Raw genomic sequence first — 24,465 nt, forward strand, 5'->3', positions numbered from 1 at the left:
TGTATTGTACGGAATTTTCAGTTCAGAAAATTCCTGCCTGTGTCCAGTAACTATATGCTGCCTGCACCATTTTTCTCAGCTTCTGGAAAATCCCAGTGTCTTCTCCAGATCCTTCTTAAACGTCAGCACATCTGTGGAAAGCTCCGCGATCCGGGCATCAGTCATGCGGCTTACAGGGGCGGAGATGCTGAGGGCATAGACCGGTTCCTTGTGGTAGTCCGGGATGCTGACCGCAATACAGCGTACACCTTCCTCGTTCTCCTCATCATCCATCGCATATCCGGCTTCCCGAACCCCGCGGATCCGATCCATGAGATCTGACAGACTCGTCACTGTATACGGTGTCAGGGAGGTGATCTCAGAACTGTTCCAGATATCTTCGATCTCAGGATCCGGCAATTCCGCAAGCAGCGCTTTGCCGACACCGGAGCAGTATAACGGGATCCGGCTCCCAACTCTCGACACCATGCGGATCGAGCTGACTGTGGACTCCACTTTATCGATATACACGGCCTCCGTTCCCTCTCTGCGGACCAGATGTACCGTCTCTCCCGTCTGCTCCGAGAGCTTCTTCAGAGACGGATGGATCAGGGACGCCATATTCGTCTGTTCCAGGATCTTACTTCCGATTTCCAGAAATTTTAAGGACAGCGCATATTTTAAGGATTCCTCATCCTGACGGATATAGCCCATGTACTGGAGCGATGTCACGAGGCGGTGCGTCGTGCTCTTATGAAATCCAAGCTCAGCGCTCAGATCCATGATCCCCATAGGACCATTTTCCGCCAGACGCTCGATCACCTGGAACAGGCGCTCCGCAACCTGGATCGGATTTTTTCCTGTTTCTTCCATTCTGCTTGTTCTCCTATCTAATCCGGCAGATCATTCCTGCCAGCCGGGTATTCGCGCAGATATAACTGCAGCTTCCTGCGCAATTTCTTAATTTATGCCTGTTTGGCAAATCTGCGGATTGCCGTGCAGTCCACTGCCGATCATATAAACCGTGTCTTCTTCGTCATTTCCACGAACTCTCTGTTCGTCCTTGTGCGGGCAAACATATCCAGGATCTTCTCCACAGATTCTTCTGCCTTCATGGAGTTTGTCGCCTTGCGGACGATATCCACAGCTTCCGCTTCCTCGCTCGTAAGCAGGAGGTCGTCGCGTCTTGTGCCGGACTTTAAGATATCGATGGCCGGGAAGATCCTCTTCTCGGAAAGTTTTCTGTCGAGTACAAGTTCCATGTTGCCGGTACCCTTAAATTCCTCGTAGATCACGTCATCCATACGGCTTCCGGTATCGACGAGGGCTGTTGCGAGGATCGTTAAGCTTCCGCCCTCTCTCATGTTTCTCGCTGCACCGAAGAATCGCTTCGGCATGTGGAGAGCCGCCGGATCAAGACCGCCGGAAAGTGTGCGTCCGCTAGGCGGAACAACGAGGTTGTAGGCTCTCGCCAGTCTCGTAATACTATCCAGAAGGATCATCACGTCGCGTCCATGCTCTACAAGACGTCGCGCGCGCTCGATCACCATCTCAGAAACGCGTTTGTGGCGCTCCGGGAGCTCGTCGAAGGTGGAATAGATGACTTCCACGTTCGGTCCCACAACAGATTCCTTGATATCTGTGACTTCCTCCGGACGCTCGTCAATCAGGAGGATGATCATATGCATGTCTGGATAGTTTGTCGTCACGGCTTTTGCCACCTGTTTTAACAGGGTCGTCTTACCTGCCTTCGGCGGGGACACGATAAGACCACGCTGTCCTTTACCGATGGGGGCGAGAAGATCCATGACTCTCATGGCCGTCGTATTTTTTCCGCCTCTGACTTCCAGATTCAATCTCTGGTTCGGGAAGATCGGGGTCAGGTCCTCAAAGTTCGGGCGGCGTTCCACGACACTTGTCGGGTAGCCGTTGATCGTCTTCACATAGAGGAGTGCCGCAAATTTCTCTGTTGCGGATTTCACTCTGCGGCTTCCGCGGATGATATCACCGGTCTTCATATTGAAGCGGCGGATCTGGGACGGAGCTACATAGACGTCGTTGTCGCCCGGGAGGAAGTTCTCGCAGCGGATAAATCCGAAGCCATCCGGCATAACTTCCAGGATTCCGTTTGCCTCGATGCCGCTGTCAAGGTCCTGGAGGTCGTTCTTCGGGTCCGCAGTGTAGCTCTGGGTTCCCTGGTTTCTTGTCTGGTAACCTGCCTGATAGGTTCTTGTGCTCTCCTGGATGCCCTGGGCGTCCTGGACACTGTTCTGGCTCTGGCGGTCCTGATAGGAAGTGCCCTGTGTCTGTGCATCCTGGCCTGCGGACTGGCTGTTCTGTCTGTCCTGATAACTGCCGCTCTGACGGTCCTGATAGCTGCCCTGACGGTCCTGGTAATTATTCTGGCGTTCTCTGTAGTTATTCTGGCGGCTCTGGTATCCGCCCTGGCGGTCATTTCTCATCTGGCGCTCGCCGCGGTCCTGACGATCAGATCTCTCATAGCGTTCGGTTCTCTCCTGACGTCCTGTATGTTCCTGACGGTCTGCACGCTCTGATGCCGCAGACGCCCTCTCCGGTGCCGCGCTTTCCGTTCTCGCGCTTCCAAAACCGTTTCCAGAAGCTGCTGCCTCTACAGCTGTCCCCTGTGCCGGCACTGCTGTACTTTCTCTATTTTCACTGTTTCCCGCCGCTGCCTTTTGGCTGTCGGCGCTCTCCGCTGTCTCGCAGAGACGGTCAATTAATTCTGCTTTTCGTAAGCCGCTGATATTCTTGATTCCCTGGCTCTTTGCCAGCTCTTTTAACTGAGTCAGCGGTAATGTCGCTAATTTTTCACGCATAATGGATACTCCTTCATTCTTATTCCGGTTTTATCGTCTCGTTGGGAATCATAAAAGATTGTAACAGCCTCTCCGTCCCCGGCCCGGCTGCTTTTGAACCATTAGATTTGAAACTCTTCTCCGATGGGATCACCGCAATTACGCAGTATCGGAGGATCAGTATATCTCATTATAACGCACACATTATAAAAAAGAAAGAGGGAATTTTACAGATTTGGAATACGAAGCATCTGCACAGTTCCCTCTTTCTTTATTGTCTGCAGCATCTACAGCTTAATTGTCTTACCGCGTATACAGCGCTCAGGCAGCTCAGCGAATTATTTCACAAAATTCCTTATTCTGTCTCCCCGGCTTCTCTCTTGATAAACTCCATATGCTCCCGGATCTTCTTCTCATACCCGTTCTCCGACGGCTCATAGAACCGCATTCCCTCCATTCCGTCCGGCAGGTACTGCTGGGTGACATAGTGGTTCGGGTAGTCGTGGGCATACTTGTAGCCGAGACCATGTCCAAGCTTTTCAGCGCCCTTGTAGTGCCTGTCCTGAAGATGGGCAGGTACCGGCATGGTCCGCGTATCCGCCACGGTCTTCATCGCTTTTGCGATCCCCATGTATGCCGCGTTGCTCTTCGGCGCGGTGGCGACATAAGCTGCCGCCTGGGAGAGGATGATCTGGCTCTCCGGCATGCCGATCCGCTCAACGGCCTGGGCCGCGCTCACCGCCACCACCAGGGCGTTCGGGTCCGCGTTCCCCACGTCCTCCGACGCACAGATCATGATCCGTCGGGCAATAAATTTCACGTCCTCGCCGGCATACAGCATCCGCGCCAGGTAGTAGACCGCAGCGTCCGGGTCAGAACCACGCATGCTCTTAATGAACGCGGAGATCGTATCGTAGTGGTTGTCCCCGTCATGGTCATAGCGCACCACCCGTTTCTGGATACATTCCGCCGCCACATCGATCGTGATATGGATCTTTCCGTCATCGGATTTATCTGTCGTCAGGATTCCCAGCTCCACTGCGTTCAACGCCGCTCTCGCGTCGCCGTTCGCCACATCCGCCAGGAAATCCGCCGCCTCGTCGGTAATATCGGCGCCGTAGGTTCCCATTCCTTTTTCCGTATCATAAACCGCCCGCATCACAAGTTCCCGGATATCCTGCTTTTCCAGCGGTTTTAACTCAAAGATCCTGGATCTTGACAGCAGGGCGTTGTTCACCTCAAAGTACGGATTCTCCGTTGTCGCGCCGATCAGGGTGATCGTTCCATCCTCAACAAACGGAAGCAGATAGTCCTGCTGGGACTTATTAAAGCGATGGATCTCGTCCACGAAGAGGATCGTCTTCTGCCCGTACATACCGATGGAATCCTTGGCGTTCTTTACAATCTCTTCCATATCTTTTTTCCCGGCTACAGTCGCATTGATCTGCTCGAACCGGGCACTTGTCGTGTTCGCGATCACTTTCGCCAGAGTCGTCTTTCCCGTTCCCGGCGGACCGTAAAAGATCACGGATCCAAGCTTATCCGCCTTGATCGCGCGGTAGAGGAGCTTGTCCTTCCCGATAATATGTTTCTGCCCGACCACCTCGTCCAGAGTCGTCGGACGCATCCTGGATGCTAACGGCGACTCCTTTTCCATCGTGTTCGCTCTCATATAGTCAAATAAATCCATGGCTGCTGCCTTTCTGCGTTTTGCAGCGCTCCGTTTCCGCATGAAATATCACCATCTGCGCGCTGCATCCATTACCGCTCTTTTTGCAGGTCTTAATCGACCATCAGTTCGTCTACTGTAACAAAAGTATACCCTTTCGCTGTCAGGTTGTCAATGATCCGGAACGCCGCTTCCACAGAGGTTTTGAACTCGTCATGCATCAGGATAATGTCCCCGTCCTCCGTATCTTTCACCACTTTTGCGGTGACTTTCTCCGTATTTTTCAACCGCCAGTCGATGGAGTCCACATCCCAGAATACGGGAATCATGTCCACAGCCTCCTCCAGCTTCGCATTCCAGCTCCCATATGGCGGACGGACATACTCCGGCCAGTCCCCGGTTACTGCCCGGATCTTCTCCCGTGTGTCACAGAGTTCTTTCACTGCGTCGGAAAGCTTCTCTTTTGTGAGGTCTTTGTGGGTCAGGCAGTGAACACCAATGAGATGTCCGTCCTTTGCCATCTGCTTTACGAGATCTTCATTTCCGTCGATGCATTCGCCCACGAGGAAAAAGGTCACGCGGATTCCGCGTTCCCTGAGGCCGTCTAAGAGCGGCTTTGTGTATTTGGGATTCGGGCCGTCATCAAAGGTGAGTGCCGTATACTTTTTTGCGATGTCTTCCTGCTGGCCGTACAGATCTGATACAGCCTTTTCCGATCGTCCGGCTCCGCTGTGATCATGTCCCGAAACCTCAGTGGTCATCCCTTCGCCCGGCACAGGGATTCTTCCCGTATCGACCGGTTTTCCCTCGTGCGTATCAAATATTTCCCCTCTTCCCTTCCACATCCGCACTGCCCCCCAAGCCAGGATCATATCCACGATCAGGATCACAATAAAAATAAAAACTTTCTGTTTGAATTTCATACGCTCCTCCAGCTGCATGTATTACCGATACGTAACTGTTCGGTACTCACAGTTACGCGCAAAAATCCATTCCAAATCGGCTGTGCCGATAGGATTTTTGCCTTCTATTCTAAGTTTTCTTACGGTCAGCGCAGTAAATGCGCAGACCTACTGAACAGTTACATCGATACAATATATGCGGCCGCCCCACACTTTACCGCTCTGTTTTCTCCCTCAAAAAGACAAAGCCCCTGAAACAGCTGTATTGGGGATAAGCTGCTTCAGGGGCTCTGCCTGCTCAATATGTACCATAATATTTCCCTTTTCAGGGAAATCCACACCGGGAACATGAATTTTTTCGCCGTGGCGAGACAGCGGGCCTCCCGGCCTTCCATTTTCCTGGCAGGCATCCAATCTGCCAGAAAACCGGTCTCTATCACATCCACCACGATGTGATTCTGCAACGATCCGGCGTCTTCATAGCTGCATGATCTCGTAACTGTTCAGTACCGCTATCATTGCATGTTTTCTATAACAAGGAGTGAAATACATCTGTCTCAAGTGGGTGGACTCGGGATCCCTGTGAGTGGATCCCTGGTCCGGAAAAGGATGGGTATTTATAACTGAAAGTTTGTTTTCCTTCCTTTTTGTTTGGTGTCTTCATTATATGCCATACTATATGGAATGTCAATAGTTATTTCAAACTTTTTGTTTGCATTAATGTTATTTTGTTGACAAACAGTTTGTCATATGCTATTCTGAACTTACATCGAAGCCTGCAGAGGCATTTCTTTATACCTCTGTTTTGTTATTTTTTTCACATAGCGTATATACGGCGAACACCCCGGGGGAGATGTCCGTTTTTGACGCTTATCTTATGGGGGTACATTTATGGAAATTTCCCAGTATCTTGACTTTGACTTTCTGATCCGTTTTCTCGAGGGACTCCAGAAATTTTTAGGCGAAAACAGCGAGATCCTGATCCACGATTACCGGAAAGGATATGATCACACCATCGTTTACGCCTTAAACCCGGCGGTCAGTGGCCGTGCGGTTGGCGGTTCACCGAAGGGCGGAATGATCACACAGCTCGGAAAAGACATCGAGCCGATGAAAGACAGCATCCAGACCTTCTCCAATGGGCCGAAAGACCGTTTCTATAAATCTTTCACCACACTGATCCCGGACGAAAACGGAAAGATCGTTGGCTCTGTCTGTGTGAATCTGGACGTCTCGGATCTCCTGAATGCGCAGCGTGCGCTGGGTGCTTTTGTTCAGTACCCGATGACCCATCACGCGCCGACAAATGATATCGATGCCCTGGCCACAAAAAATGTGGATGACATTCTTAAGTACTACATGAAACAGGCGGAGCTTCTGGTCGGAAAACCGATGGGACTGATGAACAAGGAGGAAAAGATCCGCGCATTGGACTACCTCGACCAGAAGGGTGTCTTCAAAATTTCCAAAACCAGCGTTCTTCTCTGCGAGACGCTTCAGGTATCAAAATATACGCTCTACAACTACCTTGAGGAAGCACGGAGCGGACGCGGGGATAACAGCAGCGAAGAATAGCTCGCTTCTCATAAAAAACCGGAGTACAGGCATCTTGATATACTTGTACTCCGGTTTACATTTCTCGCAACTGTTCAGTACCTGCATAGCTGCGAACAAAAAGCCCATTCTATTAGAGCTGTTTCTGTGCCACCTCAATAACACATTCATGTTTCTTAGTCACTCTGTCATAATTAATTCCAACCAATAGCAGATTTCCCTGATAATCTTTTAAAGCACTTCCATAATTCTTTTCTTTGATCTGGTTCAGCGCACCGGCTACGCTTTTATCCCACTTCAGTTCAATCACCACCGCCGGTTTATCCAGATGCGTCTTGCGCGGAATCATACATATATCAGCAAAACCTTTTCCTGAAGGTAATTCGCGGATCATCGTATAGTATTCCCGTGCAAAATAGAATGCAAGATTGACCGTGCAACTGAGCGAATTCTCGTCATTATATTGAAGAATAGACATTTCCTCATGCGCTTTATCAATTCCGGAGGCGACAGTATCCGCATCCATTGCCCACAATGCCTCTAATAATTTTCTGGATGACTCCACGGAATCTGCAACTCCATGCCAGTTCATTGTACTGATCGCATTTACATACTCCTGTGAAACCTCTTTGTTTGGTATCGCTGCAGTTTCTCTGATACTGTCATAGGTTAAATATCCAAGATGAACCAGTAATGTCAGAATATCATCTTTTGTCGCAAATGTGGTCATATCATTGCTGAATGTTCCAATATTGATTGATACCGACTCACCTGCAAGCATTCTCACCACTGAATCCTGCAGACCATCCATATCCATTTGGATATAAATCTTCAGAGCTTCATATGTTTCTGTCTGATTCCAATAAGTACCGAATTTGTGCCGCAGCATGGCTTCAACAACAGACTTTGGACTGTACATGGAGTAATATCTGTCACCCGATTGATGATGAGCAATCAGATCATATCCATCATACCACTGTTTTGCCTCATCGAAACTCATTTGATACTTTTTACACAGGTCCGATACTTCCTGCTCTGTAAATCCAAAATATTCTGCCATATCACCAGGATCTGTCATGGAATACTCAGTAAACATGTTAAGTGCCGAATGGGATCCATATTTTTTTATAGGCAGAATTCCTGTCATATAAGCCAGAGCAACATAATCCTTGTCCTTAAGCCACGCGCGAAGAAAATCCAGATATTTTTTCTGCGCATTCTGATCCTGCTGATACTCCCGGAAAAGGCAGTCCCACTCATCGATCAGAATCACAAAAGAACGCTTTGTTTTCGCATAGATATCTTTCATCACCTGAATCAGATTATTTTCATCCCGGAACCGAATATCTCCAAAATGTTCCACAAGATCAAACACCAGGTATTTCTGCAGCATGGCCAGCATATCATCCATGCCGTGGGTCATGCTGAGAAACTCCTGCATATTGACTTTGATGACATCATATTGGTTCAGATGAACATGGTAAGAAGCTGCCCCGCTGATTTTTAGAGACGCAAACAAGCTGGAGGAATCCTCTCCCCGGTCATAATACGCAGCCAGCATATCTGCTGCCATTGACTTTCCAAAACGCCTTGGCCGACTAACACACAGGAACTTCTGCCGGGTATTCAGAACCGCATTTGTCTTCTCGATCAGTCCTGTTTTATCCATATAAATTTCCGAGTTTAAACTTTCCTGAAATCCTTTGCTTCCCGGATTCAGATAGCTTCCCATGTGACTCCCTCCCTGCGAGATATATTTATATTACTCTTATTATACCTGATTCTGATTGAGATCACAAGAACCGTCCGTCTTTATGCCTTATGAAACCCCTTCCGATAACAGAGTGTCCTGATCACGAGCTACCGATGATCAGCCGAACGTCTGCCAGACCGGCAGGTTCAATTTTCTGTCAGATCGTCACATCCTCCAGCACCTTCAGCTGATCCAGCCCCGCGCTTCCACCTGAGATCAGGAAGCAGACCTTCTCATCCTTTTTCACCTTCGCAAGTCCCTGTAAGACCGCACCGACGGTGATGGCGGAGGACGGCTCGCAGAAGATCTTTCCCTCTGTCAGGAGCAGCTTCCATGCTTTTAACAGATACTCATCCTCCACATCAAAAAATCCGTCCACGTTCGCCGCCACATACGGATAGCACTGGTCTCCCGGCATCTGGGACACAAGAGCGTCCGCGATAGACTTCTTCTGTTCAACCTTCACCGGCTTTCCGGCCGCCAGACTTGCGCTGTATCTCGGAAGCGCTGCCGGCTCTGCTCCGTAGACCTTAACACTGTTATCCATACCCTTTACCGCCGTTGAGACACCGCCGATGAGTCCGCCGCCGCTGACCGGAACGATGATCGTATCGATCTCCGGACACTGTTCCAGAATCTCAATTCCCGCGGTTCCCTGTCCGGCCATAATCTCCTCGTCGTTGTACGGCGGAACCATGGTCGCATTTTTCTCCCTGCAGATCCGCTCCGCAACGTCAAACCGCTCAGATGTCTCACACTGAACGACCTCCGCTCCCAGCTCTTTGATCGCATTTACTTTAATAGCCGGTGCCGTATACGGCATCACGATCGTCGCCTTTGCACCAAGCTTCTTTGCAGTATACGCCACTGCCTTTCCGTGGTTTCCCGAAGATGCCGCGACGATCCCGCAGCTTAACTGCTCCGGTGTCAGCATCCTGATCTTGTTGACCGCTCCGCGGAGCTTAAATGCGCCGGTGATCTGCATGCACTCCGCCTTCAGATACACCTGACAGCCAAGGTACTCGTCCAGCTTTTCCAGACGGATGAGCGGTGTTCTCGTCGTGTACGGGGCGATCCTGTTTTTCGCTTCAAAAATTTTTTCCAAGGTAAGAGACATATGTTTTTCCTCCTCTGCGTTGATGCTTTGATTGTACCATCCGAAACCCCAGATGTAAAACAAAAGAGAGCCAGATTTCTCTGGCTCCAAAAAAGGGGTATTTAAACATATGAGATTGAGCTAAATATAAAGGGCAGGTCTTCTGTCTTTAAAGGATGGAAGTTTGCTCTCCACTTCCTTGATCCGATCCGTATCCACATATACCGGAATCAGTTCTTCTCTTTCATTTCCAGCTGCAAAGGCAACTCCCATCGGATCGACTGCTACACTCTCACCCATCGCTGTGCCTCCGCACTGATCACACGCAAGTACGAAAAATGTGTTTTCCAGTGCTCTGGAGGTAATCAGTGTACGGAACTGATGACTCTTTAAATCGCCTTTGAACCATGCAGTCGGCATGATGACGATCTCAGCTCCTTTGGCCTTCTGGTAGCGTGCTACCTCCGGGAATCGAACTTCGTAGCAGACAAATAAACCGAGCTTTCCAAACGGAGTATCTACTGGCTCAAAGAACTTGTCTCCAGCTTTATACTCATTGGATTCCTTGTATCCGAACGCATCATATAAATGCGTTTTTCTGTAAGTCTGTACGATTTCTCCCTTGTTATTCACCATAACAACTGTATTGTAACAGCGATGATCAGCCGGATCCTCAATGGTCTCCTTCATTCCGAATGTGAGCCATACATCATGATCTGCGGCTAATTTTTTCATTCCCTGCACAAATTCTCCGTCCAGCGGTTCCGCAACCGCATTTGCTGTTGCAATGTCTGTACCAGCCGGAAAACGGCTCATAAAAGTTTCTGGAAAAATAATCATACCCGGATGATATTTTTCTGCTGCTTCCTTTACTAAGCTGTCAGCTTTCTCGAGATTATCTTTTGGATATTCAGTTGGTGCGACCTGTGCCATAACAAATAAGCTTTCCATGTCTTTCTCCCACAGAATTTATTTCCCTTATCATACTACATATCACACACTTTTTCTATATACAGATTCAGTGTTTTATTTGGCCCTAAAAAGCCATTTTTTAGATTCCGACAGAATACAGAAAGAGACAGGCATCCCCGTCTCTTTCTTATCGTACACAGTTCTTTCCCCCATTATCAGCTCTTTACGATCGACCGATTATCTTTATCCCCACACCATCTTTCTTTTCCTACTTAACCCACTTTTCAACCTTTTCCACATGGAATCCAACAGCATGGGCTATCTGCTCCAGCGGCAATCCTAGTTTTCGAAGATTTATGGCCGTCAATTCAGCCTGCGTCTCTCGTCCTTCCTCATAACACTCTTTTTCCACCTCATCCATTGTCCGGTACATCTCGTTCACTCCCTTCGAATTTTCCTTGAGATACCTTGTTCTTTCTGCCAGCAATCCGTAATGCATGTCATCTGCATCTGCGCAGTTGAAATCATGCATCAGCTTTCCAATGGCGGAATCGTCACGGTACTCTCCGTTCACATATAGAATATGTGCCCCATCACCAAACGGTTGGTTTAATGTCTGATTCATATTCTGGATCATATACACCGCCTTTTCCGTGATAAAAATCACCCCCCTAAAATTGTATTTTTTCAACAATCCTAAAAAAGCGGATCTGATATGAACTGTTGATTGTGTGACTTTTCCCCGTAGGGCTCGCCGAGATAGGTTTCGAAAACACGTGTTATTGCCGGATTTTTGTTTTTATCCCTACTCACCCATACAATAAAACGTAAATTCTCCTTCTGCCAGGAGCTTCCCCGTATCGGTCTCCACGACCTCGGCTTTTGTAAAGCAGACGGTCTTTCCGCGCTTTGTGATCTTCGCCAGCCCCTGAATGTTTTTTGCGCTGCTGCCGCGAAGGAAACGGAAAGAGCTGTCCAGAGTCACATATTTTCTTCCGTCATTCCTCGTTACAAGTCCCGCGGCAACCTCCGCCATCACGAACATCAGGCCGCCGTGGACGGTCTGCATGGCATTCAGGGAATCCTCTGTGATCTCAGCCCGGACCTCGGCCCGGTCTTCCGATAATGCGACCGCACGGATCCTGTTGTGAAGCATAAATGGGTTTGTTTGATTCACACGCTCCATCTGTTCTACATACGTTTCTTTTCCGGGATTCTCCATATCATTTCCTCCATATTTCTACTTCTGTCCTTCTGATTTTCCACATGATCTTCTGTCTGTGACGATGATCATTTATTCGTGCAGTTTGCAGCATCGATGGCGATCGCCAGCATCAGTGCCATAATTTCGTCCTTAGGATCCAGAATGTCAATCACATAGGTATCGCCCCAATGGAACGGCTTCTTTGAAATATGAACCACCGCACAGCACTCCTCATACACATCGTAGTCCCAGGCCAGAAAATCGCCCTCACACCGCCATCCGTTGTAATCCAGTTCATACCGCGGCTTAAAGAAGGTAAACTCTTTCTGCACACTTCCGAATTCTTTTCCATCGATCTCGATATCGAATGCCGGAAGCAGGGTAAGGAGGCGTTGTTTCACCATGCCGACTTCCCGTCCGCTCTTGTCGTATACGTGGATCTGATGCCCCAGTGCAAAAAATTCCGCTTTTACAAAATATTTCGGTTCTTCCTTCTCATCATACACGTCATATGTATCGGTCCATGAAAAAACTCTTTGTTTGATCAGCAGCTGCATCGTTTTCTCCTTTCTTAAAACGTCCGCTCCCATCCCGCAAACGCCTCATCCACCGCCGCCAGATATTCCGGCACATGCTGGGATTTGCGGATCTTTTTGGCTAATTTTTCACTGTCCGGAACCTCCTCTAACATATAGCTCCAGAGGTCTTTCATACGGAAAAGAAGATTTCTGTCGCCGGACATGGTCTCGCGGTAATATTCAAAGATCTCATCGTGGAAGGCACGGATCCGGGGCATGAGATTGTCTCCCGTGTTTCTGGACTCCGGTACTGTCTTTTCCGCCTGCTCCGGTGATGTCTCTTTGTTTCCGTTTTCTGTTCCTGCACAGACCTGGGCATTTTCCACACCGGCTTCTTCTATTTTTATCAACTCTGCCAGTGCCGGATTTCTGATGAGTCCCCTCCCGATCATCACGTTTTCCACCGTCGGGAATTTCTCCCGAAACTTTTTCATATGCTCTGCCGTGAACAGATCTCCGTTGTACACGATAGGATTCCGGCTTTCCTTTAAAATATCCGCAAATACATCAAGATGCGGAACACCTTTATAAAACTCCTTCTGGATCCGCGGATGCACCGTCAGTTCGCTGATCGGATACCGGTTGTAGATTGCCATGATCTCCGGCCACTCTTCCACTTCATTCTTTCCGATCCTGGTTTTAACAGAGATCTGGAACTCCCCGTTTCTCACCGACGCATCCGAGAACACTTCATCAAAAAAACGATCCAGATCATCCGGGTAAAGTAAAAAACCGGAACCTTTTTTCTTCGCTGTGACCGTCCCTGAGGGACATCCAAGATTCAGGTTGATCTCCCGGTATCCCATCTCTGCCAATTTCTTTGATGCCAGAAGGAAATCTCCCGCCCGGTTCGTCAAAATCTGCGGCACCACCGGTACCCCCGCATTATTCTCCGGCAGCACATCCCGCATCTCCTTCACGCTCATCCCCTGCTCCGGTCCCGGTGCCAGAAACGGCGTAAAATATTTGTCCACACCACCGAAATACTTGTGGTGCAGATTCCTGTATGGATATGTTGTGATTCCCTCTAATGGGGCGAAATATAGATGCAGCATGTCATGTTCCTCGTATCTTTTCGTAAACTCACAGTTCTTCCTGAACTGTTTTTCTTATCGTACCACATTTGGAACGCCAGGGCAAATTATAAAATCTTCTATAACATGCTAAGGTATGGATATCTGACAGCAATTCTTATTTCTTTTGCTCTGACTCATTCGGACCTGCTCGTCCACTTAACCATTTTTCTGCAGTTATTAACACAATCTATTTCATTTTTCTGCACGTATAAATACGTCTCTATTTTTCATTGACTAACACATCTGCACCTGTCATAATCAAAGAAGAAATCTATATGAAAACCTCAGAACTGATAAAACTGTTAAAGCGTGCGAAGTGCCGCAGAATTCGAAACGAAAGCCGTCATGACATCTGGTATAGTCCAATGACAAACCGTGAATTTCCTGTTACAATTTTCCCTTTTTTTCTCTGCCTTTTCTCTGGAAAACTATCCTTTTTTCATCTATACTATATTCATAGTCCCATTACGACATCATTGCTGTTTATCTCATTTGGAGGTGCTTTTATATGACAGAACTCAGTATTCATGAATTATCCCTTGGTTTTTCCCATGACAGACAGATGCTTGTGGAGTTTCTCGCAAAGCATCATTTAAATTATGAGGACGATATCGAGGCGGCGTTCGGCGTGTTTGATTCAGATGAGAATCTCACAGGATGCGGATGCTGCGCAGGAAATCTTTTAAAATGTTTTGCGGTAGATGAGAGTCTCAGAGGTCAGAATGCTCTCGGAAGTCTCGTGTCCAGACTTGTCGAAAACCGGTTTGAGGCAGGGCATTACGATCTTTTTGTGATCACCAGACCGAAGAACAAAGTGCTTTTCACATCCTGCGGATTTTATCCTCTGGCAGAGACAGAAGCTGTCCTGATGCTGGAGAATAAGAAATCCGGACTGGACAACTATTATAAGAAATTTCTCGCCGGGACAGATACCGATGAGAACGTGGGCTGTATCGTCATGAACTGCAATCCCTTCACGAAAGGTCATCTCGCGCTGATCACTTACGCGGCAAAATCATGTTCCCTGCTCCATATCTTCGTGGTTGAGGAGAACCGTTCCTGTTTCCCGTTTGCAGACCGGCTCCGCCTTGTCCGTGAAGGAACCGATCATCTTCCAAATGTCATCGTACATCCATCCGGTCCATATATGATCTCCAACGCTACATTCCCGACCTACTTCTTAAAGGACTGCGAGGACGCGGCGAAGATCCAGAGTGAGCTCGACATCACACTGTTCGCGTCGAGGATCGCTCCGGTCCTTCATATTACAAAACGTTTCGCCGGAGAAGAGCCTTTTGATCCGGTAACAAGACGCTACAACGAGGCAATGATCCGCATTCTCCCAAAATACGGCATCTCCTTCATCAAGATCGACCGGATCACCACAGAGGGACCGGATGGAAAGCCGGAGGTCATCAGTGCTTCCAGAGTTCGGAAATTGTTGGATGAGCAGGGCGTGACCGACGAAGTTCTGTCGCTGGTGCCGGAGTGTACGGCGAAGTATTTAAAGGAAAGCTTTAAGTAACTGCGAATTCTCCTGCCAATCCTGTTCTCTGACGTTTTTTCAGATGCATGATAGCTGAAATGCTGTGCGAAAGTAAAGCGGACATTCGCAATCCGCTTCGCTACTTGCTCATGAACGCAGTCGCTTCGCGATCTGTCAGTGGGAGCTTTCAACTCCCACTGACATAAGCATCCCACTCACCGCTTAGTGCTCCGCGCGCTTGAAGCGGGGGAATGCTTATCTGCGTTCAAAAAGTCTTTGCACAGCATTTTCTGCATTTAGGAAGTTCGAATTAAATTCCAAATGGAGTGTTTTTTTATGAACCTGAATAATGTAATTACCGGCTCACCGGTGACTTCCGTGGAACTTCGCGCCGCCAGAGACCGGCGCGTCCTGAAAAAATGGGAACTTCTTACTACCGGCGGGGAGATCTGTCTTGTGGAGTTTTCCTTAAATATTGCCGGGACAGTCAAGACGTTTCCCTTCGCCCGGGCGGCATTCCAGGAGGAAGTACGGGAACTGTCTGACCGCCTCTCCCGTTTCTCTGTTCTGAAAACGGAGGTTTATGAGAAAAATACCGGTGACTGCGCGTTCTTTCTTTTAAAGTCCCAGGCCATACAGGTCAAAAAATTTCTCGTCTCCGTCGAGGAAAGCCACCCTTTGGGCCGTCTCTTCAACCTTGACGTCTGCGGTCCCGATGGAATTTCCGTAAAGCGGCATGATCTCGGACTTCTCCCCAGAACCTGTCTTGTCTGCGGGGAAGATGCCCATGTCTGCGCACAAAAAAAGTCCCATTCCATGGAGCTGATCCAATGGCAGACGGCAAAGCTCTTCCATGAATTCTTCCGGGACCGGGCGGCTGATCAGGCGGCTTCCGCGGCGGTACGGGGACTGCTCTACGAGGTTTCAACCACCCCGAAGCCGGGACTGGTGGACCGGAACAACTCCGGCTCCCACAAAGATATGGACTTTTTTACATTCCTTGACAGCAGCGCCTCCCTGATCCCGTGGTTCCGGGAATTCTTCTGCCTGGGATGGGATCACAGCAGTGAGTCGGACAGGCAGCTCTTTGAACGGCTTCGCTATGCCGGGCAGCGGGCTGAGACCGCCATGTTTTCCGCCACGGGCGGGATCAACACCCACAAGGGACTTGTCTTTGCCTCGGCGATCCTCTGCGGGGCGCTTGGAAAAGTTCACGCGGGTCAGGAGCTTCCGCCGCCGTTGGAGGATGTGCTTCAGGAATGCAGGAAGTTAGGGGAGTGCTCTCTCGCAGATCTGCATCGACTTCCGAACGTGCAGACTCCGCTTCCCGATTCCGAAATCCAACATATTTCCGGACATACACCTGACAAGATGCAGTCCGATCCGCAAAGCGCTTCTGCCCCCGACGTCAGAACACATTTCGTATCACTTTCTACGAACGGGGAACGCATCTTTACCGCCTACGGTATCCAGGGTGCCCGCGGTGAGGCGGCTGCCGGTTTCCCATCCGCAGTCCAGATCGGTCTGCCATCCCTGAAAAAATGGCTTTTCTCTGGTTTCTCTTTAAATGACGCCGCCGCCATGGCTCTTCTCACCCTGATCTCTGAAGTTGACGACACCAATATGGTTCACCGGGGAGGGCCGGAGCTTGCGAAAAAAAGCAAAGAGCAGGCAAAGCGCCTGCTCTCCACTGTCACAAAAGAAAATTTTAAAGAGACCCTGAACTCCCTGGACCATCAGTACATCACAGACAACTTAAGTCCCGGCGGCTGCGCAGACCTTCTCGCCGTCAGCCTGATGTTCTATTTTCTGGAATCTGCCGGTATGATTGCGGATATTTAAGATGGTCCAAAGGCGCTGCTCATGCCGCGTGGGGACCGCTTCTTTCCACCCTGCCAGTAATTTCTTCTGAGTATGTGAGACCGGCAGCTTCCACCGTTGGCAGCTTCTTCTAAATACCTGACTGCCGAAAAGGCCAGCAGCTCTGCTTATCTAAAGAGCTGCTGACCTTTTTCTTACTCCATCGTTACCTTCACGCCGTCGTCCTCAGTCCATCTGATCTCATACGTATCTGCAGTGTAGGTAAATCCATTGATCTCCATTTTTCCATCTCCGGTATTCTTGAAGGAAAGGGTGAAATCAGTACAGTCATCCGTGTCTTCTCCCACATACAGATAGAGCGGGCTGTCCGGATCATTCGGCTTTTTCATTATATTTCCGATCTCTTCTGCCATCTCACGCTTATCGAATTCTCCGGAAAGACCATGTTCTGCTTCACAAATTTTAAACGCTTCCGCGATCCGATGTCCCTTTTCATAGAACACTGCGCTCCTCGCGCGATTTACGTAACCATTATAAACTCCAATGCTCACAGAAGCCAGGATCACCATGATGACAATTACCACCATCAGCTCTACTAACGAGTATCCTCCATGATCCAGTCTCTTCATTTTCTGCTTTCTTTTCGCCATACACACCCCCAGCTTTCTTCGTTGAACCGGGGTACCCGATGACATTTTCCGTTATTCTGTTATTCCCCGGCTGGTTATTTGTTACATTGGGTACTTGTAACTGTAAAGTTACAGACAATTGTACTCTTTGTTTATAACATATGGTCACATGGCGTTCTATTGTCCAAATTATGTCACCAGATCAGGCCTGTTCTTTCTCCCGTTCTGCCACTGCCATGGCGATCTTTTCCGGTGTGATCGGGAGTTCGTAGAACCTGGTTCCTGTGGCGTTAAAGATCGCATCCGACACAGCCGGAAGCGGTGTATTGATCACGACTTCACCGATGGATTTCGCGCCAAACGGTCCCGCATCCTCGTAGCTGCTCTCAAACTCTACACAGATATGTCCGATATCGATACGGGTCGGGATCTTATACTGCATCAGGGAGTTCTCCGCAAGTTTTCCCTGTGCATTATAGGTGATATTTTCCGTGAGTGCCATGCCGATTCCCTGAAGGATACCGCCCTCTGCCTGAACTCTTGCCAGGTTCGGGTTCACCGGTGTTCCGCAATCCACGGCAGCCGCATAGTTGATGACCTTCGCCTCACCGGTCTCAAGATCTACCTCGACCTCCGCAGCGCCCACCATGAACGGCGGCGGAGAAAGCGGAGACGAATTCGTCACGGTCGCTTCTAAAGCGATCTCATTTCCGCACATGGAAGCCGTCGCAATATCGGTAAGTGATACCTGTCCGGCAAAATCTTGTCCCGCTCCTTCCCTGCGAACGGATTTTCCGTCAAATACGACCTCATTCTCCGGACACTTTAAAAGTCCGGCACCAAGCTTGCAGATCTGTTCCCGTATCTTTAATGCACACTGTTCTACGGCTTTTCCGGTTACATATGTCGTACTGGACGCATAGGATCCGGAATCATACGGAGAGGAATCCGTGTCTGCACCAAGAACAATGATCTCCTCCACTGAACACTCCAGCACCTCTGCCGCGATCTGTGCAAGGATCGTATCGCAGCCCGTTCCCATATCGGCAGCGCCGATGGAAAGCGTGTAAAATCCGTCATCATTGACCTTAATCGTCGCACTTCCCACATCGACGGAGGTAATTCCGGAGCCCTGCATCGCCATTCCCATTCCGACAGCACGGACCTTTCCGTTGCCCATATCGCGGACCGGATACTTCTCCTCCCAGCCGATCATCTCCTTCACGCGGGTAAGACAGCGGTCCAACGCACAGCTTGTATTGACCTGACCATAATACGCAGGCATCACATCGCCCTCTCTTACGATATTCTTCTCGCGGATCTCAAAGGGATCCATGTGGAGCTTCGCCGCCAGCTCGTTCACCGCCGACTCCACAGCAAACAATCCCTGAGTCGCTCCGTATCCCCGGTACGCACCTGCGGACATGTGGTTGGTATAGACAACATCGCTCACAAAGCGGAATGCTTTTGCCTTTCCGTAAAGAGGGATCGATTTGTGACCGGAAAGTCCTACGGTGGTCGGTCCATGCTCTCCATACGCGCCTGTATTGGACAGCGTATACATATCGATTCCGTTCACAATGCCGTTTTTATCTGCACCGACCCGCACATGGATCTCCATCTCATGACGCGGGGTGGAGGCAATCATGCTCTCCTCACGGCTGAAAATAATCTTTGACGGCTTTTTCGTCATCCATGTCACATATGCCGGATATACCTCACTGACAGAGGTCTGCTTTGCACCGAAGCCGCCTCCGATCCTCGGCTTGCTGACGCGGATCATGGTCTTCGGAATATGGAGCGCATTGGAGATGATCCGGCGGCAGTGGAAGACGATCTGGGTAGAGCTCACTACGTTTAAACGTCCGTAGGTGTCGATGGTACAGAAGGTACGGAACGTCTCCATCATGGTCTGCTGACACGCCTTCGTATGATAGACCCGGTCGATTACGATCTCGCTGTTCTTTAAGACCTCCTCGATATCTCCGGAGCCGGTCTCGTCATGGGCGCACAGATTTCTCCGGTTGTCCGCCCCGACCGGAACCAGGCTCTCCCAGTTCTCTTCCGGATGCACCAGGATCGGATTGTCCTTTGCTTTTCGGAAATCAAGAAGCGGTTCCAGAACCTCATACTGGACCTTGATAAGCTTTAATGCCTTGTCCACACATTTTTCATCACGACCGGCAACGATCGCCACCACATCTCCGACAAACCGTACATGGCGGTCGATCAGCAGGCGATCATACGGGCTCGGCTCCGGGTAGGTCTGACCTGCCTGAGTATATCTTCTTCCGTCCTGTGGGATATCCTCCCATGTATAGATTGCCTCGATGCCGTCCACCTTCATTGCGGCAGCCTTGTTTACGGATGTCACCATCGCATTTGCGTAAGGAGATCGCAGAAGCTTCACGATCAGGCAGTCCTTCGGTGCGATATCATCCACATAGACCGGCTGTCCCGTTACGAGCTGCATCGCGTCCTTTTTCCGTACCGGTTGATTTACATATTTCATGACTTCTCCGACTCCTTTCCGCTTTTCTCCTTTTTCCATGCAAGGAACGCCTGGATCCCGCGGAGCTGTCCCTCATAGCCTGAGCAGCGGCACAGGTTGCCGGCAAGATATTCCCTGATCTCTTCCTCTTCCGGGTACTCGTTTTCCCGGAACAACGCCAGTGCGTTCATGATAAAGCCCGGATTGCAGAAGCCGCACTGCTCCGCGCCCTGATCCGCAATAAATGCCCCAAACTCCTTCGCCTCCTCCTGAAGTCCCTCCAGGGTCGTCACCGTTCTTCCGTCCGCTCTTGCCGCAAGCACCGAACAGGATAATACCGGCTTCTCATCTAAAAATACCGTACAAAGACCGCAGTTTGATGTCTCACAGCCGCGCTTCACGCTGTAGCATCCGTGATCCCGCACAAAATCGATCAAAAGCATGTCCGCGTCGATGTCGGCGGAGATCTTCTTTCCGTTTAATGTCATGGTAATGTTCATGATATAATTCCTCTATAAATTTTTTTCACTTTCATCTGATTGATCCGGCTGGAATTCTTCCTTATTTTCCCGCCAGCTTACAGACAGCTCTCCTTACCAGAACTCCCGCCAGGTGTTTCCGGTACTCCGCGCTTCCTCTCGTGTTGGAGCCGGTCTCGACCTGTTCTTTTACACATTTCGCCGCATTTTCTGCCATGTTTTCCACATCTGCGGCTTGAATATCCGCGTCTGCAAGTTCAAAAAGTACTGCCTTTCCAGGTCTCGCCCCGATGGAAAACCGGTATCCTGCCTCCGTCTTTGCCGCCGCGCAGGTCAGTACCGGAAAGTCTGTCTGGCTGTTGCGGACAGACTGGTAATCGAACGCTGCCTTTTCTTTCTTCACGATGAGCCGCACCAGGATGTCCCTGTCATACGGCATCTTCGCATACTCCTTTAACGGAATGATCCCGCCTTTATAAAGCTCCACATAGCTGTCCATGGTCAAAAACATCGTCAGCACATCGGAAAATCCGTATCTTCCATAAATACTTCCACCCACTGTCGCGAGATTCCGGAACTGGACCCCGACGATATGGCGCACGGACTCCCTCGCCGCGCCGTCCGTGTATGAATTGAGTCCCGGATCAAGCTCCAGGTCTCTCAGTGTCACCATGCAGCCGATCCGGAATTCCTCCCCCGTCTCCTCGATGGTGTCAAGTCCGAGACCGGAGAGGTCGATCGCCGTACCGATCTGCATCTTTCCCATTTTCAGCCAGACCATACCGCCGAGCACGCGGTTGCTCTTCTTCTGATTTAACTGCCATGCCTCTTCCAGGCTTTCCGCACGTTTATATTCCCTGATAACTCTCATTCTTTGCTCCTTGTCGCTACAAAAACTTCATATCTGTCCAGCATTTTCACAGCCTGCGCAGACAAGCGTGTAATCCCTATCGAACAGTTGTAAAATATACTTTAATTTTAACATACTTTCTGTTATAATTCCGTTGTAGTTAAAAAAACATAACGAAATTTCAACACAAAAATATTGAAAGAGGACAAAAGATCATGAAAAAAAATCTCAAGAAGCTTTCCGCCCTGCTCTTAGCTCTCGCATTATCCGTGAGCACAACTGCATGTGGAAACAGCACTGCATCCACGACGACCGCGGCTGAGACAGCTGCTGAAGTTACCACAGAAGCCGCATCCGAATCCGCAGCTGAGACATCTGCGGCGGCCGGCGACGAAATGACTGTCACCTATCCAGTCACCATCACTGACCATCTTGGCCGTGAGGTTACGATCGAGAAACAGCCGGAATCCTTCGTCAGCGGCTACTATATCTCCACAAGCCTGATGATCGCCCTTGGTCTCGATGACCAGTTAGTCGGCGTTGAGGCAAAGGCCGACAAGAGAAACATCTACAAATTAAGCGCTCCGGAACTCACAGAACTCCCGTCTGTCGGAACAGCGAAAGAGTTTGACCTTGAGGGCTGTGCCGCATTAAAGCCGGACCTTGTGATCGTTCCGACAAAGTTAAAAGATTCCATCCCGGCTATGGAAGAGCTTGGTCTCACCGTAATCGCTGTAAATCCGGAAGACCAGACAAAGTTATTCGAGACCATCGACATGATCTCCACAGCCGCAGACGTAGTTGAGAAAGGCCAGGAGCTGGAGTACTGGATCTCCGACGCTCTTGAGAGCTTAAAGAAATCCCTCGACGGCGTTGAGACTCCGTCCGTATACCTTGCAGGCAACAGCGCTCTGTTACAGACCGCTGGTCCGGAGATGTATCAGTCCACCCTGATCGAGAACGCCGGCGGCGTGAACGCGGCTTCCGACATCACTGATACATACTGGGCAGATACTTCCTACGAGCAGATTCTCTCCTGGAACCCAGACTACATCGTACTCGCTGCTGACGCTGACTACGATGTTGACTCTGTTCTGAACGATTCCGCTCTCGCTGACTGCACAGCTGTAAAAGAAGGACACATTGCCCAGATCCCGAGCGACATCGAAGCTCTCGATTCCCCGGTACCGGCAAGCTTTTTAGGCAGCTACTATGTCGCTTCCATTCTTCACCCGGACGTTGTAACTGAAGACGATTTCAAGACTACAGAAAAGAATTTCTATGAAACATTCTATGGCTTCACTCCGGAAAGCGCAAACTGATTCCAACCGGACAATGGCAATTTTAACTCTGGCGATGACATTTCTTGTCATCGCCTTTGTTTCAGCACTGACTACCGGAAAGTACCCGATCTCCCTGGCGGATCTTTGCGCAGGGGAACCAATGGCGGTCCGCACTTTTACCATACTCCGCCTGCCCCGCGCCCTCATGGGACTCGTCGGCGGCTTTGGCCTCGGTGTGGCCGGGTTCGTCTACCAGACGGTCTTCCGGAACCCGCTGGCGTCCCCCGATATCATCGGCGTCTCTTCCGGTGCCAGCGCAGGTGCCGCCTTCGCAATCCTTTTTACCTCCGCTGCATCGCCGTCCACCACGGTCTTCGCGTTTGTCGGCGGACTTCTCGCAGTTTGTCTGTCCCTTGGACTCACCGCCCTTTCCCCAGTAAAGGAACACTCTTCCATTGTTCTCGCGGGGATCGCGGTCCACTCCCTGGCGCAGACATTTCTCATGGTGCTGAAGCTCATGGCTGACCCGGAAAAACAGCTGGCTTCCATCGAATACTGGATCATGGGAAGTCTTGCGGGCGTCACTGCCTCGAAGATCCCGTTCCCTGTTGTGATCATTCTGTTTAGCTCCGCCGTTATTTTCCTGCTCCACCGCCATATACTGGCGCTGTCGGTGCAGGAGGACGAGGCACGAATGCTGGGTGTCTCTGTCCAGAAGACCAGGTTTTTCGTGCTTTTCCTCGCGACACTCACGGTGGCTGCCGCAGTCAGCGTCACGGGGCTTATCAGTTTTATCGGTCTTCTCGCCCCGCACACGGCGAGACTTCTCACCGGGCACAACAGGCGGTCATCCTGTCTTTTGAGCGGGATCATCGGAAGTGTCCTGCTGCTCACTGCGGACGTATTGGCGAAGTCCCTGACTGCGGTGGAATTGCCTGTGAGTATCTTCACATCGCTTCTCGGTGCACCGTTTTTGATCTATCTGATTCTCTCGAAAAGGAGGAGCTGAGTCAAAATGGCTGATTTTTTTTCTGTTCAGGATATCTCCCTCTGTCTCGGCGGACGGCAGATCCTGGATCATGTCTCCTTTTCTGTTGACACACCAGGACGTGTGATCGGACTTCTGGGGCCAAACGGAGGTGGAAAGACCACACTTCTCCGGGCCATCTGCGGGGAATTGCCCCATGACGGGCATGTTTTTCTTGAAGGTGCTGAGCTCGCCGGACTGCGTTCAAAGGAACTGGCACGGCGGGTCAGCTATATTCCGCAGCAGAGCGGGATCTCGATCTCCATGAGTGCCATAGATGTGGTACTGATGGGATTTTATCCAAAATTAAAGCTACTCAGCCAGCCGTCCGCGGATATGAGAGCGGCGGCACTCCGGGCTCTGGAACAGGTCGGGATGGCTGGTCTCGCAGACCGGGATTACCTGACGCTCAGCGGTGGAGAAAAGCAGCTTGTGATCCTGGCCCGGACGCTGGTGGAAGGCACGAAGCTGCTGCTCTTCGACGAGCCGGACAGTTCGCTGGATCTCGGAAATAAGTACCGGATGGTGCGGATGATCATGGAATTAGTGCATGGGCGTCCTGGAAAAGCTGGTCTGATCTGCCTTCATGACCCGGTTCTGGCGCTTGCCTGCTGTGACACGCTGATGCTTTTAAAAGATGGCCGCCTGATCTGCACGCTGCAGCCAAAAACTGACTCTGTCCAGGATATGGAAAAGGCGTTTTCTGAAATTTATGGGGCGGTAAGACTTGTTGCTGTTGCGGATCCGGAAATCTCGAACCATAAGCGGCTCATCCTGCTTCCCCTTCTGTAATTATTCTGCTGCGGATCTTTCTCCCGCAGTGCTGAATAATTTTACTGTTTCCAGATTGGCATTTATGA

General features: G+C 50.1%; 21 protein-coding genes. 6 read left to right on the forward strand and 15 right to left on the reverse strand.

The window, feature by feature from the left end:
- Positions 1-75: 75 nt before the first annotated feature.
- The 4 genes from DXA87_RS06575 to DXA87_RS06590 all read right to left on the reverse strand — a co-directional run bounded on the left by DXA87_RS06575 (position 76) and on the right by DXA87_RS06590 (position 5,387).
- Positions 76-852, reverse strand: a complete 777-nt coding sequence (locus tag DXA87_RS06575) for an IclR family transcriptional regulator (RefSeq protein WP_117469192.1) — start codon at positions 850-852, stop codon at positions 76-78.
- A 140-nt stretch (positions 853-992) separates the two neighbouring features.
- Positions 993-2,816 carry a transcription termination factor Rho gene (gene rho, locus DXA87_RS06580; RefSeq protein ID WP_015553319.1) on the reverse strand — a complete coding sequence of 608 codons (1,824 nt, stop codon included), beginning with the start codon at positions 2,814-2,816 and terminating at the stop codon, positions 993-995.
- 334 nt (positions 2,817-3,150) lie between these two features.
- Entirely contained in the window at positions 3,151-4,485 is a 1,335-nt protein-coding gene (locus tag DXA87_RS06585; RefSeq protein WP_117469301.1) for a replication-associated recombination protein A, read from the reverse strand.
- 92 nt (positions 4,486-4,577) lie between these two features.
- Positions 4,578-5,387: a polysaccharide deacetylase family protein gene (locus tag DXA87_RS06590; RefSeq protein ID WP_117469190.1), complete on the reverse strand. Its 810-nt coding sequence runs from the start codon at positions 5,385-5,387 to the stop codon at positions 4,578-4,580.
- Between the two features lie 870 nt (positions 5,388-6,257).
- On the opposite strand from DXA87_RS06590, the gene DXA87_RS06595 reads away from it, so the two are divergent.
- On the forward strand, positions 6,258-6,941 hold the full coding sequence (locus tag DXA87_RS06595) for a helix-turn-helix transcriptional regulator (protein ID WP_015553315.1): 684 nt from the start codon (positions 6,258-6,260) through the stop codon (positions 6,939-6,941).
- A 112-nt stretch (positions 6,942-7,053) separates the two neighbouring features.
- Here the strand turns inward: DXA87_RS06595 and DXA87_RS06600 are convergent, their stop codons facing one another.
- From DXA87_RS06600 to DXA87_RS06630, 7 genes are all read right to left on the reverse strand, one after another.
- The gene (locus DXA87_RS06600) at positions 7,054-8,652 is read right to left on the reverse strand and encodes an AAA family ATPase (RefSeq protein ID WP_117503619.1); all 1,599 of its coding nucleotides are present in this window, start codon (positions 8,650-8,652) and stop codon (positions 7,054-7,056) included.
- Positions 8,653-8,830: 178 nt separating this feature from the next.
- Positions 8,831-9,790, reverse strand: coding sequence for a threonine/serine dehydratase (locus tag DXA87_RS06605; protein WP_015553313.1), 960 nt, complete (start codon positions 9,788-9,790; stop codon positions 8,831-8,833).
- A 120-nt stretch (positions 9,791-9,910) separates the two neighbouring features.
- On the reverse strand, positions 9,911-10,720 hold the full coding sequence (locus tag DXA87_RS06610; RefSeq protein WP_117469189.1) for a carbon-nitrogen hydrolase family protein: 810 nt from the start codon (positions 10,718-10,720) through the stop codon (positions 9,911-9,913).
- A 229-nt stretch (positions 10,721-10,949) separates the two neighbouring features.
- A complete protein-coding gene (locus DXA87_RS06615; protein WP_117471638.1) occupies positions 10,950-11,318 on the reverse strand; it encodes a hypothetical protein in 369 nt (122 codons plus the stop codon).
- A 168-nt stretch (positions 11,319-11,486) separates the two neighbouring features.
- Positions 11,487-11,903 (reverse strand): PaaI family thioesterase, encoded by a 417-nt coding sequence (locus DXA87_RS06620; RefSeq protein ID WP_015553277.1) that lies wholly within the window; start codon positions 11,901-11,903, stop codon positions 11,487-11,489.
- A gap of 68 nt (positions 11,904-11,971) precedes the next feature.
- A complete protein-coding gene (locus DXA87_RS06625; protein ID WP_117469300.1) occupies positions 11,972-12,442 on the reverse strand; it encodes a hypothetical protein in 471 nt (156 codons plus the stop codon).
- Between the two features lie 14 nt (positions 12,443-12,456).
- Positions 12,457-13,518, reverse strand: a complete 1,062-nt coding sequence (locus DXA87_RS06630; protein WP_242990494.1) for a tRNA-dihydrouridine synthase family protein — start codon at positions 13,516-13,518, stop codon at positions 12,457-12,459.
- 529 nt (positions 13,519-14,047) lie between these two features.
- Between DXA87_RS06630 and citC the strand changes: the two genes are divergently transcribed.
- Together citC and citX are read left to right on the forward strand one after the other, a co-directional pair.
- The gene (citC, locus tag DXA87_RS06640) at positions 14,048-15,064 is read left to right on the forward strand and encodes a [citrate (pro-3S)-lyase] ligase (RefSeq protein WP_117503620.1); all 1,017 of its coding nucleotides are present in this window, start codon (positions 14,048-14,050) and stop codon (positions 15,062-15,064) included.
- Between the two features lie 297 nt (positions 15,065-15,361).
- The gene (gene citX / locus DXA87_RS06645; RefSeq protein ID WP_158553036.1) at positions 15,362-16,867 is read left to right on the forward strand and encodes a citrate lyase holo-[acyl-carrier protein] synthase; all 1,506 of its coding nucleotides are present in this window, start codon (positions 15,362-15,364) and stop codon (positions 16,865-16,867) included.
- 173 nt (positions 16,868-17,040) lie between these two features.
- On the opposite strand, the gene DXA87_RS06650 is transcribed toward citX, so the two are convergent.
- The 4 genes from DXA87_RS06650 to DXA87_RS06665 all read right to left on the reverse strand — a co-directional run bounded on the left by DXA87_RS06650 (position 17,041) and on the right by DXA87_RS06665 (position 21,316).
- Positions 17,041-17,496, reverse strand: a complete 456-nt coding sequence (locus DXA87_RS06650) for a prepilin-type N-terminal cleavage/methylation domain-containing protein (RefSeq protein ID WP_199537909.1) — start codon at positions 17,494-17,496, stop codon at positions 17,041-17,043.
- A 181-nt stretch (positions 17,497-17,677) separates the two neighbouring features.
- Positions 17,678-19,987, reverse strand: coding sequence for a molybdopterin cofactor-binding domain-containing protein (locus tag DXA87_RS06655; RefSeq protein ID WP_117503622.1), 2,310 nt, complete (start codon positions 19,985-19,987; stop codon positions 17,678-17,680).
- The gene (locus DXA87_RS06660; RefSeq protein ID WP_015553264.1) at positions 19,984-20,466 is read right to left on the reverse strand and encodes a 2Fe-2S iron-sulfur cluster-binding protein; all 483 of its coding nucleotides are present in this window, start codon (positions 20,464-20,466) and stop codon (positions 19,984-19,986) included. The genes DXA87_RS06655 and DXA87_RS06660 overlap by 4 nt, the downstream gene beginning before the upstream one ends.
- 61 nt (positions 20,467-20,527) lie before the next feature.
- Positions 20,528-21,316, reverse strand: a complete 789-nt coding sequence (locus DXA87_RS06665) for an FAD binding domain-containing protein (RefSeq protein WP_117469183.1) — start codon at positions 21,314-21,316, stop codon at positions 20,528-20,530.
- 194 nt (positions 21,317-21,510) lie between these two features.
- On the opposite strand from DXA87_RS06665, the gene DXA87_RS06670 reads away from it, so the two are divergent.
- Genes DXA87_RS06670 through DXA87_RS06680 form a run of 3 tightly spaced genes read left to right on the forward strand, consistent with a single transcriptional unit; the run spans position 21,511 to position 24,397 of the window.
- Complete coding sequence (locus DXA87_RS06670) at positions 21,511-22,617, forward strand: ABC transporter substrate-binding protein (RefSeq protein WP_117469182.1); 1,107 nt, start codon at positions 21,511-21,513, stop codon at positions 22,615-22,617.
- Complete coding sequence (locus tag DXA87_RS06675; protein ID WP_117503623.1) at positions 22,577-23,587, forward strand: iron ABC transporter permease; 1,011 nt, start codon at positions 22,577-22,579, stop codon at positions 23,585-23,587. Before DXA87_RS06670 ends, DXA87_RS06675 begins: the two co-directional genes overlap by 41 nt.
- Before the next feature lie 6 nt (positions 23,588-23,593).
- The gene (locus DXA87_RS06680; protein WP_117503624.1) at positions 23,594-24,397 is read left to right on the forward strand and encodes an ABC transporter ATP-binding protein; all 804 of its coding nucleotides are present in this window, start codon (positions 23,594-23,596) and stop codon (positions 24,395-24,397) included.
- The last annotated feature ends 68 nt before the right edge of the window (positions 24,398-24,465 follow it).

The sequence above is a fragment of the Desulfotomaculum sp. OF05-3 genome, assembly GCF_003435535.1.
Classification (GTDB): domain Bacteria; phylum Bacillota; class Clostridia; order Lachnospirales; family Lachnospiraceae; genus Pilosibacter; species Pilosibacter fragilis.